Raw genomic sequence first — 20,220 nt, 5'->3', positions numbered from 1 at the left:
TGCGACGGCGCAGAGTATAACAACGGCGACCGTCAGGCAAGTGATTCCGACATGGTTGACAATGCGCAATCAGACGCCGCACCGGGCGATCCGCTTGGCGTCCCAACGCGAATCGCGGTTTTTAGCAGGTAATTCGGCTGGCGGTTATGATTCCGATTGTTTCATCGCCGCTGCAGCGCGTTCACGGATTTCTTCCAGGGAATAGTCGGCGATGTGAGTCGAAATAGTCCAAACATGCCCAAACGGGTCCTGCAGGGTGCCGGAGCGGTCGCCGTAGAATTGATCTTGCACCGGCCGTAACTGCGTGCCGCCGGCAGCGATTGCCTGGGCGAACAGAGTGTCTACATTGTCGACGTACAGCATGATACTGATGCCGGCGCCGCCCAAAGATTTAGGGCTGCGAGTAAGGCACATGCCGGGCATTTCATCCGCGAGCATGATGCGCGAATTGCCGATTTGGATCTCGGCGTGTCCAATCGTGTTTTCGGGACCTTCGAAGCGCATTATCTCTATTGCATTAAATGCATTTTTATAGAACGTGATTGCTTTGGCTCCGCCTTCTATAGCCAAGTAGGGGGTAACGGTGGAATAGCCTTCGGGGATTGGTTTGACTGCCATGATGCTCTCCTTGAGGTTGAGAGATGGGCGTTGCAACTTTTTAATTAGACTGAGACGTGTGATGTGTAGCTAATTCGTGGTGCGAGTTACGCTGGAATGTTGCAGATTTCTTGTTCGCAAATAAAACGATAATTGTATTGCTATCGGCATAAGGCGGGATGCGACAAGCAGTGGAGGGCGTATTTATCGTCCTCCACCAGCTTAGGTCAGATGTTACTTCTTGGCAAACGGTGATAGCAGCCCAACCATTTGCGCGAAAATCTTCGGGCTGCCGGCCAGTATGTCGCCTTTGTACAAATAGTCGGAATCACCTGCAAAGGTGCCTACGATGCCACCGGCTTCGGTAATCAGGAGCGAGCCAGCGGCCACATCCCAAGGCTTCAGGCCTTTTTCAAAGAAGCCATCCAGACGACCGGCTGCGACGTAAGCCAAATCCAGAGCGGCGGCGCCCGGACGACGCAAACCGGCGCAACTTTGAGTCATGATGCGAAACATTTTCATGTATTCATCCATCACCGGACCTTCAGTCTCGCGGAATGGAAAACCTGTGCCGATCAAGGCATCGGCGATTTTGTCGCGCTTGCCGACCCGAATGCGTTTTTCATTCAGGTAGGCGCCCGAACCTTTGGTGGCGGTAAACAAGTCATTGCGGGTTGGGTCGTAAACCACAGCCTGGGTAATTTGACCGCGATGTTGTAGTGCGATCGATACGCAATATTGCGGGAAGCCGTGAATGAAATTGGTGGTGCCGTCGAGCGGATCGATGATCCAGACGTTTTCATTGTCGTCGTGCAGATTGGCCGACGCGCCGGATTCCTCAGCCAGGATTGCATGGTCCGGGTAGGCATTCTTCAACACGTCGATGATCGCAGCTTCTGCGGCTTGGTCGACCTCGGTGACAAAATCGTTGTGCTGTTTCTTGGTGACCTTCAGCAGATCGAGATCGAAAGACGCGCGCGAGATAACTGCGGCACCGCGACGGGCGGCCTTGATGGCCGTGTTGAGCATAGGATGCATAATCGGGATTTGGTTCCGTTAGAATGGCGGCACTGTCGCCTACCGGGAACAGAACCACCTATATGAATAATAATGAACGATGTGGGCATTCTTGAACAAAAGTTGCCTTTTGGTCGCTGAAGTCCACCTGATGGCGCTATTTTAAATGAACCAGACAAAAACCAATACGTCTCTTTTTAAGCGCTTGCGCTTTGTGCTGGTCGAAACCAGCAGTCCCGGCAATGTTGGCGCTGCCGCGAGAGCGATTAAAACCATGGGTTTTTCCGAACTGATATTGGTGAATCCACGTTTTCCCGATGTTTTGCAGCGTGATGAGGCAATTGCTTTCGCCAGTGGTGCGCAGGACATTCTGGCTTCGGCGCGAATTGTTGATAGCGTCGAACAAGCATTGGACGGTTGCAATTTTGCCGCGGCCTTGAGTGCTCGCTTACGTGAGTTTTCTCCGCCTCTTATTTCGCCTCGCGCTTTGGCATCGCAACTTGCCGCCGACGCGGGCCTGACCGGGGCCGTACTGTTTGGCAGTGAGCGCTATGGCTTGCCGAATGAAATCGTCGAAAAATGCAACGTGCTGATCAACATCCCGGCAAATCCCTCGTATTCATCGTTGAATCTGGCGCAGGCGGTACAGGTGCTCGCGTATGAGTGCCGGCTTGCAGCAATCGAAGAGTCGCCGCCTGAAATGGCTGGGGGCATTGGCTTTCATGGAAGTCCCGCCGGCCTGGCTGAGGTCGACGGCATGTTCGCGCATCTTGAAAAAGCGTTGGTGGAGATCGAATTCCTCGATCCCGCCAATCCGAAAAAATTGATGCCGCGCTTGAAGCGGCTATTTGCGCGAACTCAGTTGGAAGCTGAGGAGGTGAATATTTTGCGTGGCATTGCCAGTCAGATCTTGACCAAGCGGCGCCGCTTGGATAAATCCTGATGGACGAGTTGGTTGCCTGCTAACCAGGATTGTTGTGCCGGGTTAAGTCCAGCTGCGCAGTAACCCGACGGCAAGGCCTTCCAATGCAAAGTCTTCTTGCTTTGAGGTAATTATGATTGGCTCAAACTCCGGGTTTTCTGGTAATAGCTGGATAGTCGAGCCAGATTTTTGATAGCGTTTCACGGTGACGTCATCGCCCAGTCGTGCGACGACGATTTGCCCGTTTCTTGCACTGTCGGCCTTCTTTACCGCCAGCAAATCGCCGTCCAGTATGCCAGCGTCGCGCATCGACATTCCGCGTACCTTCAATAGATAATCCGGCTTGGCGCTGAAGAGCGTTGGGTCGACGTTGTAGCTGGCCTGAATATGTTCTTGCGCCAGAATCGGCGATCCGGCGGCCACGCGACCAACCAGCGGCAAACTGAGTTGCATCAAGGCTGGATGTGGTAAAGCCAATTGCGTACCGGGCCCTCGCTCGCCAACATTTTGATGCGTGTCGAGCAGACGTATGCCGCGTGAGGTGCCAGGCGAAATTTCAATTGCGCCCTTGCGTGCCAGCGCCTGTAGATGCTCTTCCGCCGCATTGGCCGAGCGAAAGCCGAGTTCGGCGGCAATTTCGGCGCGGGTAGGAGGGAAGCCGGTATTTTCGATGGCGTCCTTGATCAGATCAAGGATTTGTTGCTGGCGGGCGGTCAATTTGATCATGGCGTGGTTGCAAGCAAGAGAGAAATAGCGCCAAATAATTGGGCTGTGTATAAAGACAGTCTGTATTTTTGTACAGTATTTATGTAAATGCAAGTGAAATCGCTGGCTTGCACACGCCAAGGCGCATCAATAAAAGGCGAGGGGCTTGAAGGCGTTGAGTTTTCTCGGGTTTGCTAGTATGATTACTGGTTTTCCTCTTCCCACACTCGTCTTGACGCCGAGGTGGGCGATTTTTCAATCCGTCCAAAAGGAGCTTACATGCGTCATTATGAAATCGTATTTATCGTCCATCCAGATCAAAGCGAGCAAGTGCCTGCAATGATCGAACGCTACAAGGGCATCGTCACCACACGTGGCGGTACCATTCATCGCGTAGAAGACTGGGGTCGTCGTCAACTGGCCTACCAGATCCAGAAACTGGCTAAAGCACATTACGTCTGCCTGAATATCGAGTGCGACAGCGAAACTCTGGCTGAAATCGAAACCGGCTTCAAGTTTAATGATGCAGTTCTGCGTCATCTGACCGTCAAGCTGAAGAAGGCTGAAACAGGTCCTTCGCCAATGATGAAGGCCGTGCAGAAGGAAGATGCTGCCAAGAGCCATCGCACTGAGGCGCCAGCAGCTTAAGCAAGACTAAGCTGCCACCTGCATTCATTACGTATTCATTAAGCCTGCCTGGAGTGAGTAAGCCCAATAACGTCTTTCAATTGATTGCAGAAATTGCCGAGCGTGAGGTAATACGCTATACGCCGGCAGGTATTCCGATCGTGGCGGCAACATTGCAGCACAGGTCGGAGCCGATTGAGGCGGGGATCCAGCGCCAGATTGAATTCGAAATTTCCGCGGTTGCCGCGGGCGAAATTTCGGGAAGATTCAGTCGGGCAGAGCTGGGAGGGAAATTCTGGTTCTCGGGATTTATGGCGCGTAAGAGTCGCAACGGTAGAAGCCTGGTATTTCACATCACGGATTTCGCTGCACACGAAACTGGAAGCTCAGCTGAAAGTGCAGATTAATTATTTAGATACAGGAGCCAAAAATGGCATTCGGTAAAAAGTTCGATAAAAGCAAACTGAAAAATAAGCGTCAACAACAAAACCCGCTGTTCAAGCGTAAGAAGTTCTGCCGTTTCACCGCTGCACACGTTGCTAGCGTTGATTACAAAGACGTCGACACGCTGAAGGATTTTGTTCAGGAAAACGGCAAGATCATGCCAGCACGTCTGACCGGCACCAAGGCAATTTATCAACGTCAAGTGGACACCGCGATCAAACGCGCACGTTTCCTGGCGCTGCTGCCATACACCGATCTGCACAACGCGTAATTGACGACTTGAAATAGGAGAAAAATATGCAAGTTATTCTGTTGGAAAAAGTCGTTAATCTCGGCAATCTGGGTGAAGTTGTTCGTGTCAAAGACGGTTACGCGCGTAACTTCCTGATCCCGCAACGCATGGCACGTCGTGCTACAACGACAGCTATCGCTGAATTCGAAGCGAAACGTGCTGATCTGGAAAAGGCAGCTGCTGAAAAATTGGCTGCGGCTCAAGCGCAGGGCGAGAAGCTGAACGGCATGACCGTACAGATTTCGCAAAAGTCGGGTGTTGATGGCCGTTTGTTCGGTTCCGTCACCAACTTCGATATCGCTGAAGCGTTGACCAAGCAAGGTTTTGCGGTTGAAAAAGCACAAGTGCGTTTGCCTACCGGTCCGTTGAAGATCGTTGGCGAGCACGCTGTATCGGTTGCATTGCACACTGACGTCGTCATTGACGTCACCGTTGCTGTGATCGGCGAGCACGCTTAATTGGTGTCTAGCCAATAGTTGTTGTAGTATTGAAAAAGCCGGGTTTTCCCGGCTTTTTTATTGCCCTTTTTATTCTGGATGAGAGGGCGAAGCGGGTATAATTCGCGCCATGAAAGCATCTTCAAAAGCACCTTCAAAAGCAGCGCCTGATCCACAGCTTGACTCCCTCCGCGTTCCACCCCATTCGATCGAAGCAGAGCAATCTGTTTTAGGTGGATTGTTGCTGGATAACGCGGCGTGGGACAAGATCGCTGATTTTGTTAACGCCGACGATTTTTATCGTTACGATCATCGTATTATTTTTCAGCACATGGTTAAGCTGATCAATAGTACGAAGCCGGCCGACGTCATCACCGTTTACGAGTCGCTGAGCGGTACCGGCAAGGCCGAGGAAGTCGGCGGTCTGACCTACCTCAATGCGCTCGCGCAGAACACCCCGTCCGCCGCCAATATTCGTCGTTATGCCGAGATTGTGCGTGACCGGGGCGTGTTGCGAAAACTGATCACCGTCGCTGACGAAATTTCCGGTCAGGCTTTCAGTCCGCAAGGCAAGGAAGTCAAGCAGATGCTGGACGAGGCCGAATCGAAGATCTTTGCGATTGCGGAAGAAGGCGCCCGCGGCGCCCAGGGTTTCCAGGAAATCCAACCGTTGTTGACGCAGGTGGTCGAGCGTATCGACGAACTCTACAACCGCGACAATCAGAGCGAGATTACCGGGGTGTCTACCGGCTTTATCGATCTCGACAAGATGACTTCCGGCTTGCAGAAGGGCGATTTGGTGATCGTTGCAGGTCGGCCGTCGATGGGTAAGACTGCGTTCTCAGTCAATATCGGCGAGAACGTTGCGATCGACAGCGGTTTGCCGGTGGCGATTTTTTCGATGGAAATGGGCGGCGCTCAGCTGGCCATGCGTATGCTGGGCTCGGTCGGCAAGCTCGATCAGCATCGCTTGCGTACCGGCCGTCTCAATGACGAAGACTGGCCGCGTTTGACACATGCGATACAGAAGATGAACGACGCACAGTTGTTCATTGACGAAACGCCCGCGCTGAGTTCCATCGAGTTGCGCGCGCGTGCACGCCGCTTGTCGCGCCAGTGCGGCACGCTCGGCCTGATCATTATCGACTATTTGCAGCTGATGTCCGCCAACAATGCGGGCGAAAACCGCGCCACTGAAATTTCTGAAATTTCTCGTAATCTGAAAGGCTTGGCAAAAGAGCTTCAATGTCCGGTCATCGCGTTATCGCAGTTGAATCGGTCGCTGGAGCAACGCCCCAACAAGCGTCCGGTCATGTCCGATTTGCGCGAATCGGGCGCTATTGAACAGGATGCCGACGTCATTCTGTTCATTTATCGTGACGAAGTTTACAACCCGGATTCGCAAGAAAAAGGGACCGCCGAGATCATCATCGGCAAGCAGCGTAACGGCCCAATCGGCAGTGTGCGGCTGAGCTTCCTGGGGCAATATACAAAATTCGATAACTACGCCGGTAGTCTGGCAGCCCCGTACGGCGGAGATTGATCGCCTGACGATATCGGCGACATCTGTAACACCCACTCGATGTGAACTAGCCCGAGCCTGTAATATTTCAGGCTTGTGGCGATTGTGTGCATTAATTTAAGATATTCGGCTTTAGATTCAGCTTAACCCCCCCCTCAGAAGAGAGAGTAAACATGTTTGGACGACTGATGCCCACCGAGGGCAAATTCTTTGAGCTCTTTAACCAGCACGCAGAATTATGCGTCAAGGGCGCCAAAGAAATGGTGGCATTGATGACTAATTTCGACGATCTGGAAATTCGCGTCCATGCGATCGAAGGAATTGAAAAGCAGGCAGATCAAGTTACGCACAACGCGATCGACATGTTGCATAAAACCTTCATTACACCGCTCGACCGCGACGATATCCATCAGTTGATTACACGGATGGATGACATCCTGGACCTGCTGGAGGATGCGGCACAGACCATTTCGCTGTACGACATCAAGGCCATCACGCCAGAAGCCAAGCGCCTGGCAGAACTCTGCCTGGGCTGCGCCGAGAAGGTCAAGGCGGCAGTGGCTTTATTGCACAACATGGACAACTCGCGCGAGATTCTCGCAATCTGCGTTGAGATTGATCGTCTGGAGTCGGATGCCGACCACGTGATGCGTGCGGCAATGTCCAAGCTGTTCCGCGATGAGCCGGATGTACGGACCCTGATCAAGCTCAAGGCGATTTACGAGCTCCTGGAAACTGTGACTGATCGTTGTGAGGATGTCGCCAACATCATCGAAGGCATCATCGTAGAAAACGCCTGATGGCAGAGTGGGGGAGTAGCTGACGGTCGCTTGCACATTGCTTCCGTTATTCCGTTGCGTCCTTGTGCTTTTAATGCAAATCGGAATTGCTGCTCTCGTACCAAATTGATGTAATCCAAAAAAAGACGACTCGACTTATTCATGCACACTCTTCAAATCAGTATCTACGTTCTCGTTTCTCTTATCGCACTGGCGTTGGTATTCGACTTCATGAACGGTTTTCATGATGCCGCGAATGCCATCGCCACGGTTGTTTCCACCGGCGTGCTGAAACCGCAGCAAGCGGTCGCCATGGCCGCCTTGTTCAACTTTATAGCGATTGCCGTATTTCAGCTGCACGTTGCAGCGACGGTAGGCAAGGGCACCATCGATCCCAGCGTGGTGGATCACTACGTGGTGTTCGGCGCGTTGGTTGGGGCTATCTGCTGGAACATCCTGACCTGGTATTACGGCATTCCGTCATCGTCGTCGCATGCGCTGATCGGGGGGCTGGTCGGTTCCGCCGTGGCTAAGGCCGGCACTGGCTCATTGATCTCGGCAGGACTGATCAAGACCATCGCATTTATTGTGCTGTCGCCGCTGCTCGGCTTTGTGTTCGGCTCAATCATGATGGTGCTGGTGTCGTGGATATTCGTGCGTTCGACGCCGCGCAAGGTGGATAAATGGTTCCGTCGATTGCAACTGGTATCGGCCTCGATGTATAGCTTGGGGCACGGCGGTAACGATGCGCAAAAGACGATAGGCATCATCTGGATGTTGTTGATCGCGACAGGTTTTTCACAGCAATCCGATACTTTGCCGCCTTGGTGGGTCATTATTTCCTGTTATAGCGCGATCAGTCTCGGCACACTGTTTGGCGGCTGGCGGATCGTCAAGACCATGGGACAAAAAATCACCAAACTGAAACCTGTGGGCGGTTTTTGCGCCGAAACTGGCGGTGCGATCACGCTATTCCTGGCAACCATGCTCGGCGTACCCGTTTCGACCACGCATACCATTACCGGCGCCATTGTCGGCGTCGGTGCAGCACACAAGATGTCTGCAGTGCGATGGGGAGTCGCCGGCAATATCGTTTGGGCTTGGCTGCTGACCATTCCAGCATCGGCCTTCATGGCGGCGATTGCCTGGTGGGTCGGTCGGCATATTTTGTAAGCCGGCGATTGATTGATCTCAGGCTGGGCGGTGGAAGCGATTAATTCCGCCCCGGCCGGGCAGCCAGCGCCAAGCGCAATGTAGGAAAAAATGGTACTTGACCGGTCGTAGGCAGATCAAGCGACATGGACAGCGGAGTTGACTGCAAGCCGCGATGGTTGGCAGTTGTCGTGGTAGATATGGCAATTAAAAACGCAAATATTTTCCACTGCGCAACTTTTATTTGCGCCTCATGTGTTTTAAATCAAATTTTCCGTTATAATACGATGTCGTTTAAGATTCGAGCTAGTAGTGCAGTATTAGTCTGTCATTCCTTTCTTGCTTCAAACGATCTAACGGGCGACAGCCCAACTTAACTGAAATAGGAAATGTAATGGCAACTGGTATCGTAAAGTGGTTCAATGATTCGAAGGGTTTTGGTTTTATCACTCCTGATGAAGGTGGTGAAGATCTGTTCGCACACTTCTCCGCAATTCAATCGAGCGGCTTCAAGTCGCTGCAAGAAAACCAACGCGTTTCGTTTGAAGTTACTGCTGGCCCAAAGGGTAAGCAAGCTTCCAATATTCAGCCTATCTAATAGCTGACGCAACAAGTATCAAAAAAATCCTCGGTTCGCCGGGGATTTTTTTTGCCTATACGGTTCGTAAGTTGCCATCAAAGTCAAAAAAACCTTAGGCATGAAGAAGAACTTTCGCAAATTGATTGAGGCTTTATTGTAAGCATTAAAGCAAATGATCGGATATAGTACAGCGATAGTCAAAAAACATGTTGCTGTCAGGAACCTGTAAGAGTTAACTGAAATGCTACGATAACTATTGCTTTCCAGCATTGGATCGCATAAAAGTATTTCAATAACTTATGTCCAAGTTTGTAAAGTAAGCGTTGACCGGTTGTTGTTGAAATTTCGCAGAATCCGTTTGCATTAAAGCTAATCAACAAAATAACGAGGGAAAGAGGACGACATGGCATACATAACTAAAACGTATATGGCTGCAGCATTGGTAGGGTGGTCACTGGCCGCCGTAGCTACCGCGGCCGAGCCAATCAAGATTGGCGTTTCCGGTCCGTTCACCGGAGGCTCGGCGCCGATGGGCGTTTCCATGCGCGATGGCGTCAAGTTGGCGGTTGCCGACATTAATGCCAAGGGAGGCGTTCTGGGACGCCCGTTGCAATTGGTCGAGCGTGACGATGAAGCAAAAAATGAACGTGGCGTGCAGGTTGCGCAAGAACTGATCAACAAAGAGAACGTGGTTGCCACCGTCGGTTTCAATAACACCGGCGTAGCGCTGGCATCGCAACGTTTCTATCAAGCCGCCAAGATCCCGGTCATGAATAACGTCGCCACCGGTAGCGTGATTACCAGGCAGTTTGTGCTGCCAGAATACAAAGACAACTACATATTTCGCACGTCTGCCAACGACGCGATCCAGTCCGCGATGATAGTCAACGAAGCAGTGGTGCGTCAGAAACACACTAAAGTCGCGATTCTTGCTGACTCGACGAACTATGGCCAACTCGGCAAAGAAGACCTGGAACGCGCTTTGGCCGCCAAGGGCATCAAACCGGTTGCCGTCGAAAAGTACAACCTGAAAGATGTCGACATGACCGCCCAATTGCTCAAGGCTAAGCAAGGCGGGGCGGAAGTGGTGCTGACTTACGGCATCGGCCCGGAACTGGCGCAAATAGCCAACGGCATGGAAAAACTCAACTGGAAGGTGCCAATGATTGGCAGCTGGCCGCTGTCGATGGGGAATTTCATTGACAACGCCGGCAAGAATGGCGAGGGGGCTCGCATGCCGCAAACCTTTATCCAGGACGGCAATACGCCAAAACGCAAGGCCTTCATCGAGGCCTATCAGAAAGCCTACAAGGTCGACCGCATTCCTTCCGCCGTGTCGGCTGCACAGGGCTACGATTCGATCTTTCTGTTGGCTGCCGCTATCAAACAGGCCGGCAGCACCGATGGCGTCAAGGTGCGTGAAGCACTGGAGAACCTGAACGAGAAGCTGGAAGGCGTCATCACCACCTACAACAGGCCATATACGCACGATGACCATGAGGCGATCAAGCCCAATATGGTGGTGATCGGCGAGGTCAAAAACGGCCGCGTGGTATTGGCCAAATAAGCGAGCAGCGTTAGGGCCGGTTCAACAGCTTGCTGCATATGCCTGGACTGGCGCTGGACGATATCAGGTAATGCCTGGTTCGCTGCGTGCCGTCCGGCGCCGGTTGACGCTTGCTCGTTAGCCTCCTTGAATCGGATTCTCTTGCTCAGGCCGGCCTTGCTAAAGCGCCGGCCCACCTTGCCCCACATGATCGCGTCGCTTTCGCAACGCCGCTGAGACGCAACTCCCTGGGTAAATATTATGGACATTCTGCTGCAACTGGTTTTTAGCGGCATCGCGCTAGGAATGATTTACGCGGTGATCGCTTTTGGTTATCAACTCACATTTGCTACTTCCGGCACCCTCAATTTCGGTCAGGGTGAAGCGTTGATGCTTGGGGCTTTGGTTGGCCTTAGCCTGGTTGGCAATATTCACGGCGGCCCTTATCTCAACTACTGGTTGATGATTCCGATCGTGATTGTGTTCGGTGCGTTGCAAGGCATGCTGGTCGAACGGATCGGTGTGCGTCCGGCGCTCAAGATCAAATCGGAATTCGGCTGGATCATGTCGACCATCGCGCTTGCCATTATCTTCAAGAATGTCGCCGAAAACATCTGGGGCAAAGAAGACCTGACTTTTCCGACGCCCTTGTCGGCGACGCCGTTTCAAGTGTTCGGCGCCCAGGTGCAGCCGATGCAAGTGCTGGTGGTGCTCGGTGCGCTGGCGATGATGCTGGCGGTCGAGCTGTTCAACCGCAAGTCGATTTACGGCAAGGCTGTGGTCGCCACCTCGAACGACCGCGATGCCGCCGGCCTGATGGGCATCAATACCAGCATGGTGATTACTTTTTCTTACGCCTTGTCGTCCGCCACCGCCGCGTTTGCCGGGGTGCTGGTGGCGCCGCTGACGCTGACCGGCGCCACGATGGGCGCGGTGCTGGGCTTGAAAGCGTTTGCGGTGGCGATTATCGGCGGCTTGACATCGGGCATGGGGGCGGTGGTCGGCGGCTTGATATTGGGGATTGCCGAGACCCTTACCGGGTTTTACCTGTCGACCGGTTACAAAGAAGTTCCGGGATTGCTGCTGTTGCTGTTGGTGTTGGCAATCAAACCGGCTGGCCTGTTCGGTAAAACCGCAGTCAAGAAGGTCTGAGCATGAACAAAAAGATATTCGCACTGGCTTTGACCGCCATCGTTGTGCTGGCGGCGTTTCCGCAGGTATTCACAAACCCGTATTACATTCATCTGGCCGAAACCATCCTGATTTACGCGATCCTGCTGTTCGGGCTGGATATCGTGGTCGGTTACACCGGACAAGTCTCGCTCGGGCATGCCGGATTGTTCGGCATCGGCTCGTATACCACTGGCGTACTGGTGTTCAAACTCGGCTGGCCATTTGTGCTGGCGATGCCGGCCAGCTTCGCGGTGACGGCCTTGTTCGGTGCGATTCTGGCATTGCCGGCATTGCGCGTTACCGGCCCTTATCTGGCAATGGTCACGCTGGCGTTCGGCACCATCATCCAGATCTTGATCAATGAAATGAGCTTTCTGACTGAAGGCCCGATGGGTATCAAGTTGAGCAAGCCGTCATTCTTCGGCTATCAACTGGGTGAGGTCGGCTATTTTTATCTGGTGGCGGGATTGATGCTGCTGTCGCTGATCGCCGTCCATCGGATAGTCAGATCCCACCTGGGGCGTGCTTTCCAGGCGCTGCGCGACAGTCCGATTGCGTCCGATTGCATGGGGGTGTCGGTCTACCGCTACAAGGTGTACGCGTTCGTGATCAGTGCTGCGCTGGCCGGTCTGTCGGGCAGCCTGTATGCGTATTCGGAAGAATATATTTCGCCCAATACCTATAACTTCGAGTTGACGATTCTATTCCTGCTGGCGGTCATCATGGGTGGCCGCAAGAGCCGCAGCGGATCGCTGATAGGCGCATTAATCGTGGTGATGCTGCCAAGTTTGTTGGCGGATATTGCGCTGTTTCGACAAATTGCCACGGCTGCGGCAGTGATTGCCGTGTTGGCCGGCGCATTCTTGTTGCTGAAGCAGCGCAAAACATGGCGTCAGATTGTCGTGCCCGTGGTCGCGACTGTCGCTATGGCGATCTTCTCTTATCGGCTGGAAAGCATGACCGACTGGCGCTTGACGATATTCGGGCTGATGACCTTGTTTGTCGTCTATTACTTGCAGGATGGCATCGTCGGGTTTGTGCGAGGAATGCTTGGCAAAGGAGCTGCGCCATTGGACATATCGGTGCCAACCGCCGCGCCCAATCCTGAGCATGCATGGGCTGCGAGCGGCGGCAAAGTCGCAGCCGGCGGCAATCTACTCAGCGTCAAGCAAATTCTGATGCAGTTCGGCGGTCTCAAAGCGCTCAATCAAGTCAATCTGGATATCGTCAAAGGCTCGGTGCATGGTCTGATCGGGCCGAATGGCTCGGGCAAGAGCACCATGATGAACGTACTCACCGGTATTTATCAGCCGACTGCCGGCAAGGTCGAGTTCAAGGGCAAGACGATCTCCGGTTCGACCCCGTCGGCGATCGCGCTCGGCGGTGTGGCCCGGACTTTCCAGAATGTGCAACTGTTTGGGGAAATGAGCGCCACCGAGAACGTCTTGGTCGGACTGCATCACAGCTACCGCAGCAATGTGCTGGATGTGATTTTCAATACCCGCCGTTACCGCAACGAAGAGCAAGCTGCGCGAGTTCGCGCCGCCGGCATTTTGCAATTCGTCGGATTGTCTGATCTGGCGCATGAGGAAGCGCGCAATCTGCCGTATGGCAAACAACGCTTGCTCGAAATCGGGCGCGCGCTAGGACTGAATCCGGAATTGCTGCTGCTGGACGAGCCGGCCGCTGGCTTGACCGCGCCGGATATCAAGGATTTGATCGCCATCATTCATAAGATCCGGCAGCAAGGCATGACGATCATCCTGATCGAACATCATATGGACGTGGTGATGTCGATTTCCGATACGGTCACGGTGCTCGACTTCGGCCAGAAAATTGCTGAAGGCAAGCCCATCGCAATACAAGTGGACCCGAAGGTGATCGAGGCCTATCTCGGCGGTAGCATCGGCGAGGGTGCCGAGGCCGCTGAAATACCCACTTACGATACAGCGAGGTCCTGAGATGCTCTCAATATCCAATTTGCACGCCGCCTACGGCAAGGTTGAAGTGCTGCACGGTATTTCGCTAAAGGTGCCGAAGGGGCAGGTAGTGACCTTGATCGGCTCCAACGGTGCCGGCAAGACCACCACCATGCGCGCTATCTCCGGCATGATCAAGGCCAAATCCGGCAGCGTCACATTGGCTGGAGTGGATATCACAGGCCTCGATTCGTACCAGATCGCCAGAGCAGGGCTGGCCCACTCGCCGGAGGGGCGGCGGGTGTTTGCGACGCTGAGCGTGATTGATAACTTGCTGCTGGGTGCGTTTCCGCGCTTTACCCGGTCCCGTCCCCGAGGGGACATCAAGCTCGATCTGGAACGAGCGCTGGAGTTATTCCCGCGACTGAAAGAACGGCAAAGCCAGCTGGCCGGCACCTTGTCGGGCGGCGAGCAGCAGATGCTGGCGATGGCGCGTGCGGTCATGTTGAATCCGGAAGTGATTTTGCTGGATGAGCCGTCGATGGGACTGGCGCCTATCCTGGTTGCAGAGGTGTTTCGCATCATCTCGCGGCTAAAAGAGCAGGGCGTGACGATGTTGCTGGTGGAGCAATTTGCAGCTGCTGCATTGAACGTTGCCGATTACGGCTATGTTTTGGAGAACGGTCGCATTTCGGTGCATGGGCCGGCGGATAAATTAAAGAACGATCCGGCAGTCAAGGCGGCGTATCTGGGTGGTGGACAGCACTGATCGTCAATATTCTCGTTTGTGCGCTGGTTTCCGTCCCTGCACGCTGTTATATCCCCGCATTAGAACCAATTCCCGCACAGGGTCGCCAGCTAACTCCATGTGCGGGAAATTACCATTTTGATCATAAATCTATCCTCTGGCGGCACCGGTGGTGCAATAATGACAAGCATTGTGCTTTTGCTCTGTCAGACTGATCGTCACTCTACTGCGGCTCGCCTCAAATGAGGTTTGCTTTGCCCTGAATCTTCGGAACGTGAGAATCTGATATTGCCGTAATGCAAACTGCATAAAACGGTTAACTATGTTCTCAATTTCAGGGGTACTACGATATGAAACCGCATCAAATAGCCGCGCTCAATCCTTCCTTAGCCATCGGCGCCGCAATCCAGTCGTTACAGCCAAACAGTCATTCGCAAGGGGCGCAAGCAAAACCTGAGCAGCGCATGCCATTCACGATCAGGGTTGTGGATGATGAGCGAGCCTTGCGCAAGGCCGTCAATATCCGCCAGGCCGCTTATGGCCGGCACCTGCCTGAACTGGCTGAAAAAATGGGGGCGTTCGAGCACGCCGATCTTGAATCCGGGGTCGTCGTGCTATTGGCGGAGTCGAAGCTGGACGGTGCATCGCTGGGCACGATGCGGATTCAGAACAATCGCTATCAACCGCTGGCGGTCGAGCATTCGGTCAGCTTGCCGGACTGGCTGCAAGGCGGCACTCTAGCCGAAGCAACGCGCCTGGGAGTGGCAGGGGGGCAAGTCGGCAAGGTGGTGAAGACCATGCTGTTCAAAGCCTTTTTCCAGTATTGCATTGCGCAGAATATCGACTGGATGGTGATTACCGCGCGTGCCCCGCTGGATAGGCAGTATGAAGCCTTATTGTTCCAGGATGCCTTCCCGGGACAGGGATTCATGCCGATGCGCCATGTGGGTAATTTGCCGCACCGGGTCCTGGCGCTCGAAGTGGCAACGGCCGAGGCCCGCTGGCAGGCCGCGGCGCATCCCCTGCTTGGCTTCATGTGCGAGCTGCATCATCCCGATTTGATCCTTAACCAGCAGCAAAAGACGGTAGATGGCGGCATGCTCAAGTCAGGTATTCGTGCCGGCAATGCGCGGCACGAATACCGGTCGTAAGTCTGGGCCTGTATTTCCAGCGGTGGATCAGGATCTTGTTGCACGAACCTGATCTGCCGCTGTACGGCGCTTAAAACCTTGATGGTCTTGCGACTATTTCAGTTTTTAGCGCCGTCCAGTTTCTGCCAGAACCCGTTGGCTGCAGATGTCGAACAGTTTTAGTGCGCACCGCCAGCATCAGCCGGCACGCTTGAGCGTGACGGCTTGGTCAGCCAAACCAGCGAGATCAACCCCAGGAACATGATCGCCGATATCCAGAAAATATCGGTGGCGCCCATGGTGCTGGCTTTGACCGTCATCAAGCGGTCGACGGTGGCCCATGCCGCAGGTTCCGGCATGCCTTGCGCGGTGAGGTTATGTACCGCTTCGGTAAATGCCGGGCTGTGGGAGCCGGAAAACTCCGTGAGTTGCGAATGATGCAGCGCCGTGCGCCGTTCCCAGAACGTACTGGTGACCGAGGTGCCGATACCGCCGAACATGATACGAACGAAGTTGGAAAGCCCTGCCGCCGCAGGCATCTTTTCCGGCGGCTGGCCCGACAGGATGATCGAGGTCAACGGGATAAAGAACATCGCCATTGCCGCACCCTGGATCACGGTAGGAATCATCAGCGTCATGGTATCGACGTTTTCCGTAAACTGCGCACGCAGGAAAAATACGATCGCAAAGATCACGAATGCGACGCTGGCCACCCAGCGCGCATCTACCTTGGGCAATATCTTGCCGATAATCGGTGACAGCAAAATAGCAAAAATGCCGACCGGCGCCATCACGATGCCCGCCAGCGTTGCTGTATAGCCGATCTGGGTTTGCAACCACAATGGCAGAATCACCAGGCTGCCGAAGAACAGCCCGTAACCGACAGAGATCGCCACCACGCCGCCGCTAAAGCTGCGGCCTTTGAACAGCGACAGGTCGACCACCGGATGATCGTCGCCTAGCTCCCAGATGACAAAGTAAATGAAGGCGACCACGGCGATTACCGCCAGTATCACGACCTCGGTCGAATTGAACCAGTCCAGCTCCTTACCCTTGTCCAGCATGATTTGCAGCGATCCAACCCAGATCACCAGCAGCGCCAGGCCAAGCTTGTCGATCGGTAGCTTGCGTACCGCGGTCTCGCGCTTGTGATAGATCGACCACGTGGCCCAGGCAGCGAACGCGCCGATCGGGATGTTGATGTAGAAAATCCACGGCCAAGTGTAATTGTCTGAAATATAGCCGCCCAGCAGCGGCCCCATGATCGGCGCCACCAGTGTCGTCATGCCCCAGAACGCAAGCGCCATGCCGCTCTTGGCAGGGGTGTAACTGGACAGCAGCAATGCCTGCGACAGCGGAATCATCGGGCCGGCGACCGCACCTTGCAGCACGCGCGCGGCAATCAGGACTTCCATGCTGGGAGCCAGGCCGCACAGCATCGACGACAGCACAAACAGGATGATCGAAGTGATGAACAGCTTTACCTGGCCGAAGCGCTGGGTCAGCCAGCCGGTCAATGGCACCGAGATCGCGTTGGCTACCGCAAACGAGGTGATGACCCAGGTGCCTTGTTGTGGCGATACGCCCAAATCGCCTGAAATGGCAGGGATGGAGACGTTGGCAATCGACGAGTCGAGCACGTTCATGAACACAGCTAGCGATAGCGCTACCGTGCCGATAACAAGCTTGCCGCCGGTGAGGGGTTGCCGCTTTTGCGGCGGCTGATTCGGTGGATTAGGGGAACTCATGCAGGCATTCCGGTTGGGTTATTTCACTTTCGATGCCGCAGACGGCATCGAAAGTAATAAATTTGCGTGGTTTATTAACGTGCAGCAGCAGCAGTATTGTTGTTGGCGGCGATGATGCCGGCGATGCGGGCATCGGCTTCCTTGCCGATGGTGTCGAACACCGTGGTGGTGTAGGCCGGAGTGGTGCGTGCGGCGCCTGCCGTCAGTGAAGTGCCTTCGGTTTGCGCGACGTCGACCACGGCATCCATCGAAACGCCAATGCGCAGCGGATGTGCCTCCAGGTCTTTCGGATCAAGCGAAATACGCACTGGAACCCGTTGCACGATCTTGATCCAGTTGCCGCTGGCGTTTTGCGCCGGCAGCAGGGCGAAGGCAGAACCGGTGCCGGCCGCCAGGCCGACTACTTTGCCGTGGTACTCGACCTTGGAGCCGTACAAATCGGACTTCAGTGTTACCGGCTGGCCGATCCGCATATTGGTGATCTGCACTTCCTTGAAGTTGGCATCCACCCACAGCTGGTTCAAAGGCACGACCGATAGCAGCGGGGTGCCGGCGGCTACGCGCTGGCCGAGCTGGACCGAGCGTTTGGCAATATAGCCGGTGATAGGCGCTGGCAAGGTGGTACGGGCGTAGTTCAGATAAGCATTGCGAACCTGGGCCGCGGCGCGCTGTACGTTCGGATGTTGCTCGACCGAGGTATGGTCAGTCAGGACCCGGCTCGAAGTCAGTTGCTCGCGCGTGGATTGCAGCGCTGCTTCCGCACCTTGCACTGCCACCTTGGCGTGCTCCAGTTCTTCCTTGGAGATGGCGCCGGTGCTGATCAATTGCTGACGGCGGGTCAAGTCGGCACGGGCTTTTTCCAGTTCGGCGGTACGCACGTTGACATTGGCGGTCAAGGTGCTGTTGTTGACGAACAGGGTGCGCACTTCGCGCACGGTTTGCGCCAATTGGGCGTCGGCTTGATCCAGCGCTACCTTGGCATCAGCCTTGTCCAGTTCGATCAGCGGCTTGCCGGCCTGTACCAGTTCGGTATCGTCGGCATGGATCGCCAGCACGGTGCCGCCGACTTGCGGCGTGACTTGGACCACGTTGCCGCCGACGTATGCATCGTCGGTACTTTCGTAATGACGGGCGAAGACCATCCACCAGATGCCGTAGGCAATCAGCAGGATGATCAAAATCACGGTGGCGCCGATCAACAGACCGCGCCGCTTGCCGTTGCCGGCGGCTGGAGTGGCGGGAGCGGCAGAATTATTTTGAGATGTTTGCATTGGTGTGTTCATGATGCGGGTTTCGCAAAAAGTGGACGGTTTTATTAATTAAATAATGCTGTTGACGGCTTAAGTGGCGTCGGCAGCAGCGGCATGGGCATCAACTTCGGCAGCGGTTGGGGTCAGACCTTGGGCCGCAGCGTCGAAGCCTCCGCCCAAAGATTTGATCAAGCTAATCCGCAGATCGACGCGGCGGACCCGCGTGTCGAGTTCGAGCTTGCGCTGCGTCAGCCAATTCATTTGGGCGGCAACAACTTGCAGCATATTTGCCGTGCCGACCTGTTGCCGCTGTTCAGCCAGTTTCATGCTGCGCTCGGCTGCCTCGGTTGCGGCTTGTTGATTTTTCCCCTGGATCTCAGCGGCATGCAGCGATTGCACGTTGTCGGCAACCTCGTGAAATGCATCGTTGACGGTCTCGTTGTACGTCGCCACCGCGCCATCGTAGGCAGCCACCCGGCCTTTGAGTTGGGCGCGCAATGCGCCGCCTTCAAAGATCGGTAACCGGATCGCCGGGCCGGCACCGACCACGCGGCTGCCGCTGGTCAGGAATTTCGAAAACCCAAGGCTGGAAAAGCCGACCATCGCAGACAGGTTGACGTTCGGATAAAACTCGGTTTTGGCGACCTTGATATCGCTTTGCGCTGCTTCGACTTGCCAGCGTGCGGCCACGATATCAGGACGTCGTCCCAGCAAGCCGAGCGGTAGTTGGTCCGGCAGCGCGATCACCGTGTCGGCGGGCAACGCTGGTCGCGCAATCGTCAAGCCGCGATCCGGTCCCTTGCCCATCAACGCCGCGAGTCGATTGCGGGTCAGCGCGATCGCTTCCGTCCATTGCGCTTGTTCGGCGTGCAGACTGGCTATTTGTTGGCGGCTTAGCTGGTTGTCGCTCTGCGTATCCAGACCGGCAGCAACCCGCTGCTGCGTCAGTTGGTCCAGCTTGCTGCGTAGCGCCAACTGCTGTTCTGTCAGCTCCAGTTGCGCAAATTGGCGCCCCAATTGCAGCCAGGTCTTCGAGACTGCGGTCGCCAGCACCAGGCGTACCGCGACGTGTTCAGCTTCCGCGGCCTTGCTTTGCGATAACGCCGAGCGGAGTTGCTCTGCGTGTTTACCCCAGAAGTCGAAGTCGTAACTGAAGTTCAGCCCGGTTTCATAGTCGGTCACATACATGCCGCCGAAAGGTGGCGGGTAAATGCTGTGTTCGGTAAAGCGTTCGCGTGTGACAGACAGGCTGGCGCCGACTTGCGGCTTGGACGTTGCGCCGGCTGCTTCCACCATCGCCCGCGAGGCTGCTACCCGGGAGGATGCGGCTTGCAGACTGGGATTGCCCGCCAGCGCTTCATCCACCAACTCTTGCAACGGCGCACCGCCAATGATGGTGACATCTGATGTCGTTGGCCATTTCCCGCCTTGTCCCGGCAGCGACGATGCCGATGCGTAATCGTCCGGATTGTTGGTGTGTGCCGTGGAATGGATGCCGCTGTAGTTGGCGCAAGCCGTCAACAACAATATTGCAGCGCTGATGGCAAGCCGTTGCGTACCTAGCTTTGGCAGACCGGACCGGGGTTGGGATGAATGAGCGTTCATGGTGGTGTTGATTGGATTTCTTGGTTA

The 20,220-nt window shown here is 54.9% G+C and carries 20 protein-coding genes; 14 read left to right on the top strand and 6 right to left on the bottom strand.

Annotated elements, in window-relative coordinates:
* Positions 1-144: 144 nt before the first annotated feature.
* Both ACFPM8_RS09000 and ACFPM8_RS08995 read right to left on the bottom strand, forming a co-directional pair.
* Positions 145-618, bottom strand: coding sequence for a VOC family protein (locus ACFPM8_RS09000; protein ID WP_378997156.1), 474 nt, complete (start codon positions 616-618; stop codon positions 145-147).
* Between the two features lie 213 nt (positions 619-831).
* The gene (locus tag ACFPM8_RS08995) at positions 832-1,635 is read right to left on the bottom strand and encodes an inositol monophosphatase family protein (RefSeq protein ID WP_378997155.1); all 804 of its coding nucleotides are present in this window, start codon (positions 1,633-1,635) and stop codon (positions 832-834) included.
* Positions 1,636-1,780: 145 nt separating this feature from the next.
* Between ACFPM8_RS08995 and ACFPM8_RS08990 the strand changes: the two genes are divergently transcribed.
* Positions 1,781-2,557: an RNA methyltransferase gene (locus ACFPM8_RS08990; RefSeq protein ID WP_378997154.1), complete on the top strand. Its 777-nt coding sequence runs from the start codon at positions 1,781-1,783 to the stop codon at positions 2,555-2,557.
* A gap of 42 nt (positions 2,558-2,599) precedes the next feature.
* Here ACFPM8_RS08990 and lexA read toward each other — a convergent pair whose 3' ends face one another.
* Positions 2,600-3,262, bottom strand: a complete 663-nt coding sequence (gene lexA, locus ACFPM8_RS08985; RefSeq protein WP_378997153.1) for a transcriptional repressor LexA — start codon at positions 3,260-3,262, stop codon at positions 2,600-2,602.
* Between the two features lie 258 nt (positions 3,263-3,520).
* Here lexA and rpsF point away from each other — a divergent pair, with 258 nt between their 5' ends.
* From rpsF to ACFPM8_RS08920, 13 genes are all read left to right on the top strand, one after another.
* Entirely contained in the window at positions 3,521-3,889 is a 369-nt protein-coding gene (rpsF, locus tag ACFPM8_RS08980; protein WP_378997152.1) for a 30S ribosomal protein S6, read from the top strand.
* A gap of 53 nt (positions 3,890-3,942) precedes the next feature.
* Positions 3,943-4,275 (top strand): primosomal replication protein N, encoded by a 333-nt coding sequence (priB, locus tag ACFPM8_RS08975; RefSeq protein WP_378997151.1) that lies wholly within the window; start codon positions 3,943-3,945, stop codon positions 4,273-4,275.
* Positions 4,276-4,298: 23 nt separating this feature from the next.
* Positions 4,299-4,583, top strand: coding sequence for a 30S ribosomal protein S18 (gene rpsR, locus ACFPM8_RS08970; RefSeq protein WP_038488337.1), 285 nt, complete (start codon positions 4,299-4,301; stop codon positions 4,581-4,583).
* A gap of 26 nt (positions 4,584-4,609) precedes the next feature.
* Positions 4,610-5,062, top strand: a complete 453-nt coding sequence (gene rplI / locus ACFPM8_RS08965; RefSeq protein WP_378997150.1) for a 50S ribosomal protein L9 — start codon at positions 4,610-4,612, stop codon at positions 5,060-5,062.
* A 100-nt stretch (positions 5,063-5,162) separates the two neighbouring features.
* Positions 5,163-6,584, top strand: a complete 1,422-nt coding sequence (locus ACFPM8_RS08960; RefSeq protein WP_378997440.1) for a replicative DNA helicase — start codon at positions 5,163-5,165, stop codon at positions 6,582-6,584.
* A gap of 152 nt (positions 6,585-6,736) precedes the next feature.
* Positions 6,737-7,363, top strand: coding sequence for a DUF47 domain-containing protein (locus ACFPM8_RS08955; protein ID WP_378997149.1), 627 nt, complete (start codon positions 6,737-6,739; stop codon positions 7,361-7,363).
* 141 nt (positions 7,364-7,504) lie between these two features.
* A complete protein-coding gene (locus ACFPM8_RS08950) occupies positions 7,505-8,515 on the top strand; it encodes an inorganic phosphate transporter (RefSeq protein WP_378997148.1) in 1,011 nt (336 codons plus the stop codon).
* Positions 8,516-8,888: 373 nt separating this feature from the next.
* Entirely contained in the window at positions 8,889-9,092 is a 204-nt protein-coding gene (locus tag ACFPM8_RS08945; RefSeq protein WP_009665193.1) for a cold-shock protein, read from the top strand.
* Positions 9,093-9,501: 409 nt separating this feature from the next.
* Positions 9,502-10,641 carry an ABC transporter substrate-binding protein gene (locus ACFPM8_RS08940; RefSeq protein WP_378997439.1) on the top strand — a complete coding sequence of 380 codons (1,140 nt, stop codon included), beginning with the start codon at positions 9,502-9,504 and terminating at the stop codon, positions 10,639-10,641.
* 240 nt (positions 10,642-10,881) lie between these two features.
* The gene (locus tag ACFPM8_RS08935; RefSeq protein WP_378997147.1) at positions 10,882-11,772 is read left to right on the top strand and encodes a branched-chain amino acid ABC transporter permease; all 891 of its coding nucleotides are present in this window, start codon (positions 10,882-10,884) and stop codon (positions 11,770-11,772) included.
* Positions 11,773-11,774: 2 nt separating this feature from the next.
* Positions 11,775-13,754 (top strand): branched-chain amino acid ABC transporter ATP-binding protein/permease, encoded by a 1,980-nt coding sequence (locus tag ACFPM8_RS08930; protein ID WP_378997146.1) that lies wholly within the window; start codon positions 11,775-11,777, stop codon positions 13,752-13,754.
* A 1-nt stretch (position 13,755) separates the two neighbouring features.
* A complete protein-coding gene (locus ACFPM8_RS08925; RefSeq protein WP_378997145.1) occupies positions 13,756-14,481 on the top strand; it encodes an ABC transporter ATP-binding protein in 726 nt (241 codons plus the stop codon).
* A gap of 329 nt (positions 14,482-14,810) precedes the next feature.
* On the top strand, positions 14,811-15,611 hold the full coding sequence (locus ACFPM8_RS08920) for a hypothetical protein (RefSeq protein ID WP_378997144.1): 801 nt from the start codon (positions 14,811-14,813) through the stop codon (positions 15,609-15,611).
* A 158-nt stretch (positions 15,612-15,769) separates the two neighbouring features.
* Here ACFPM8_RS08920 and ACFPM8_RS08915 read toward each other — a convergent pair whose 3' ends face one another.
* The 3 genes from ACFPM8_RS08915 to ACFPM8_RS08905 form a co-directional block, all read right to left on the bottom strand.
* On the bottom strand, positions 15,770-17,338 hold the full coding sequence (locus ACFPM8_RS08915) for a DHA2 family efflux MFS transporter permease subunit (RefSeq protein WP_378997142.1): 1,569 nt from the start codon (positions 17,336-17,338) through the stop codon (positions 15,770-15,772).
* A 74-nt stretch (positions 17,339-17,412) separates the two neighbouring features.
* Complete coding sequence (locus ACFPM8_RS08910; protein WP_378997141.1) at positions 17,413-18,621, bottom strand: HlyD family secretion protein; 1,209 nt, start codon at positions 18,619-18,621, stop codon at positions 17,413-17,415.
* Between the two features lie 57 nt (positions 18,622-18,678).
* Positions 18,679-20,193: an efflux transporter outer membrane subunit gene (locus ACFPM8_RS08905; RefSeq protein ID WP_378997139.1), complete on the bottom strand. Its 1,515-nt coding sequence runs from the start codon at positions 20,191-20,193 to the stop codon at positions 18,679-18,681.
* Between the last annotated feature and the right edge of the window lie 27 nt (positions 20,194-20,220).

This window comes from Paraherbaspirillum soli (assembly GCF_042654985.1).
Lineage (GTDB): Bacteria > Pseudomonadota > Gammaproteobacteria > Burkholderiales > Burkholderiaceae_D > Paraherbaspirillum > Paraherbaspirillum soli.
Note: the sequence above shows the minus strand (reverse complement) of the source record. Positions and strands in the feature narration are given on the sequence as shown.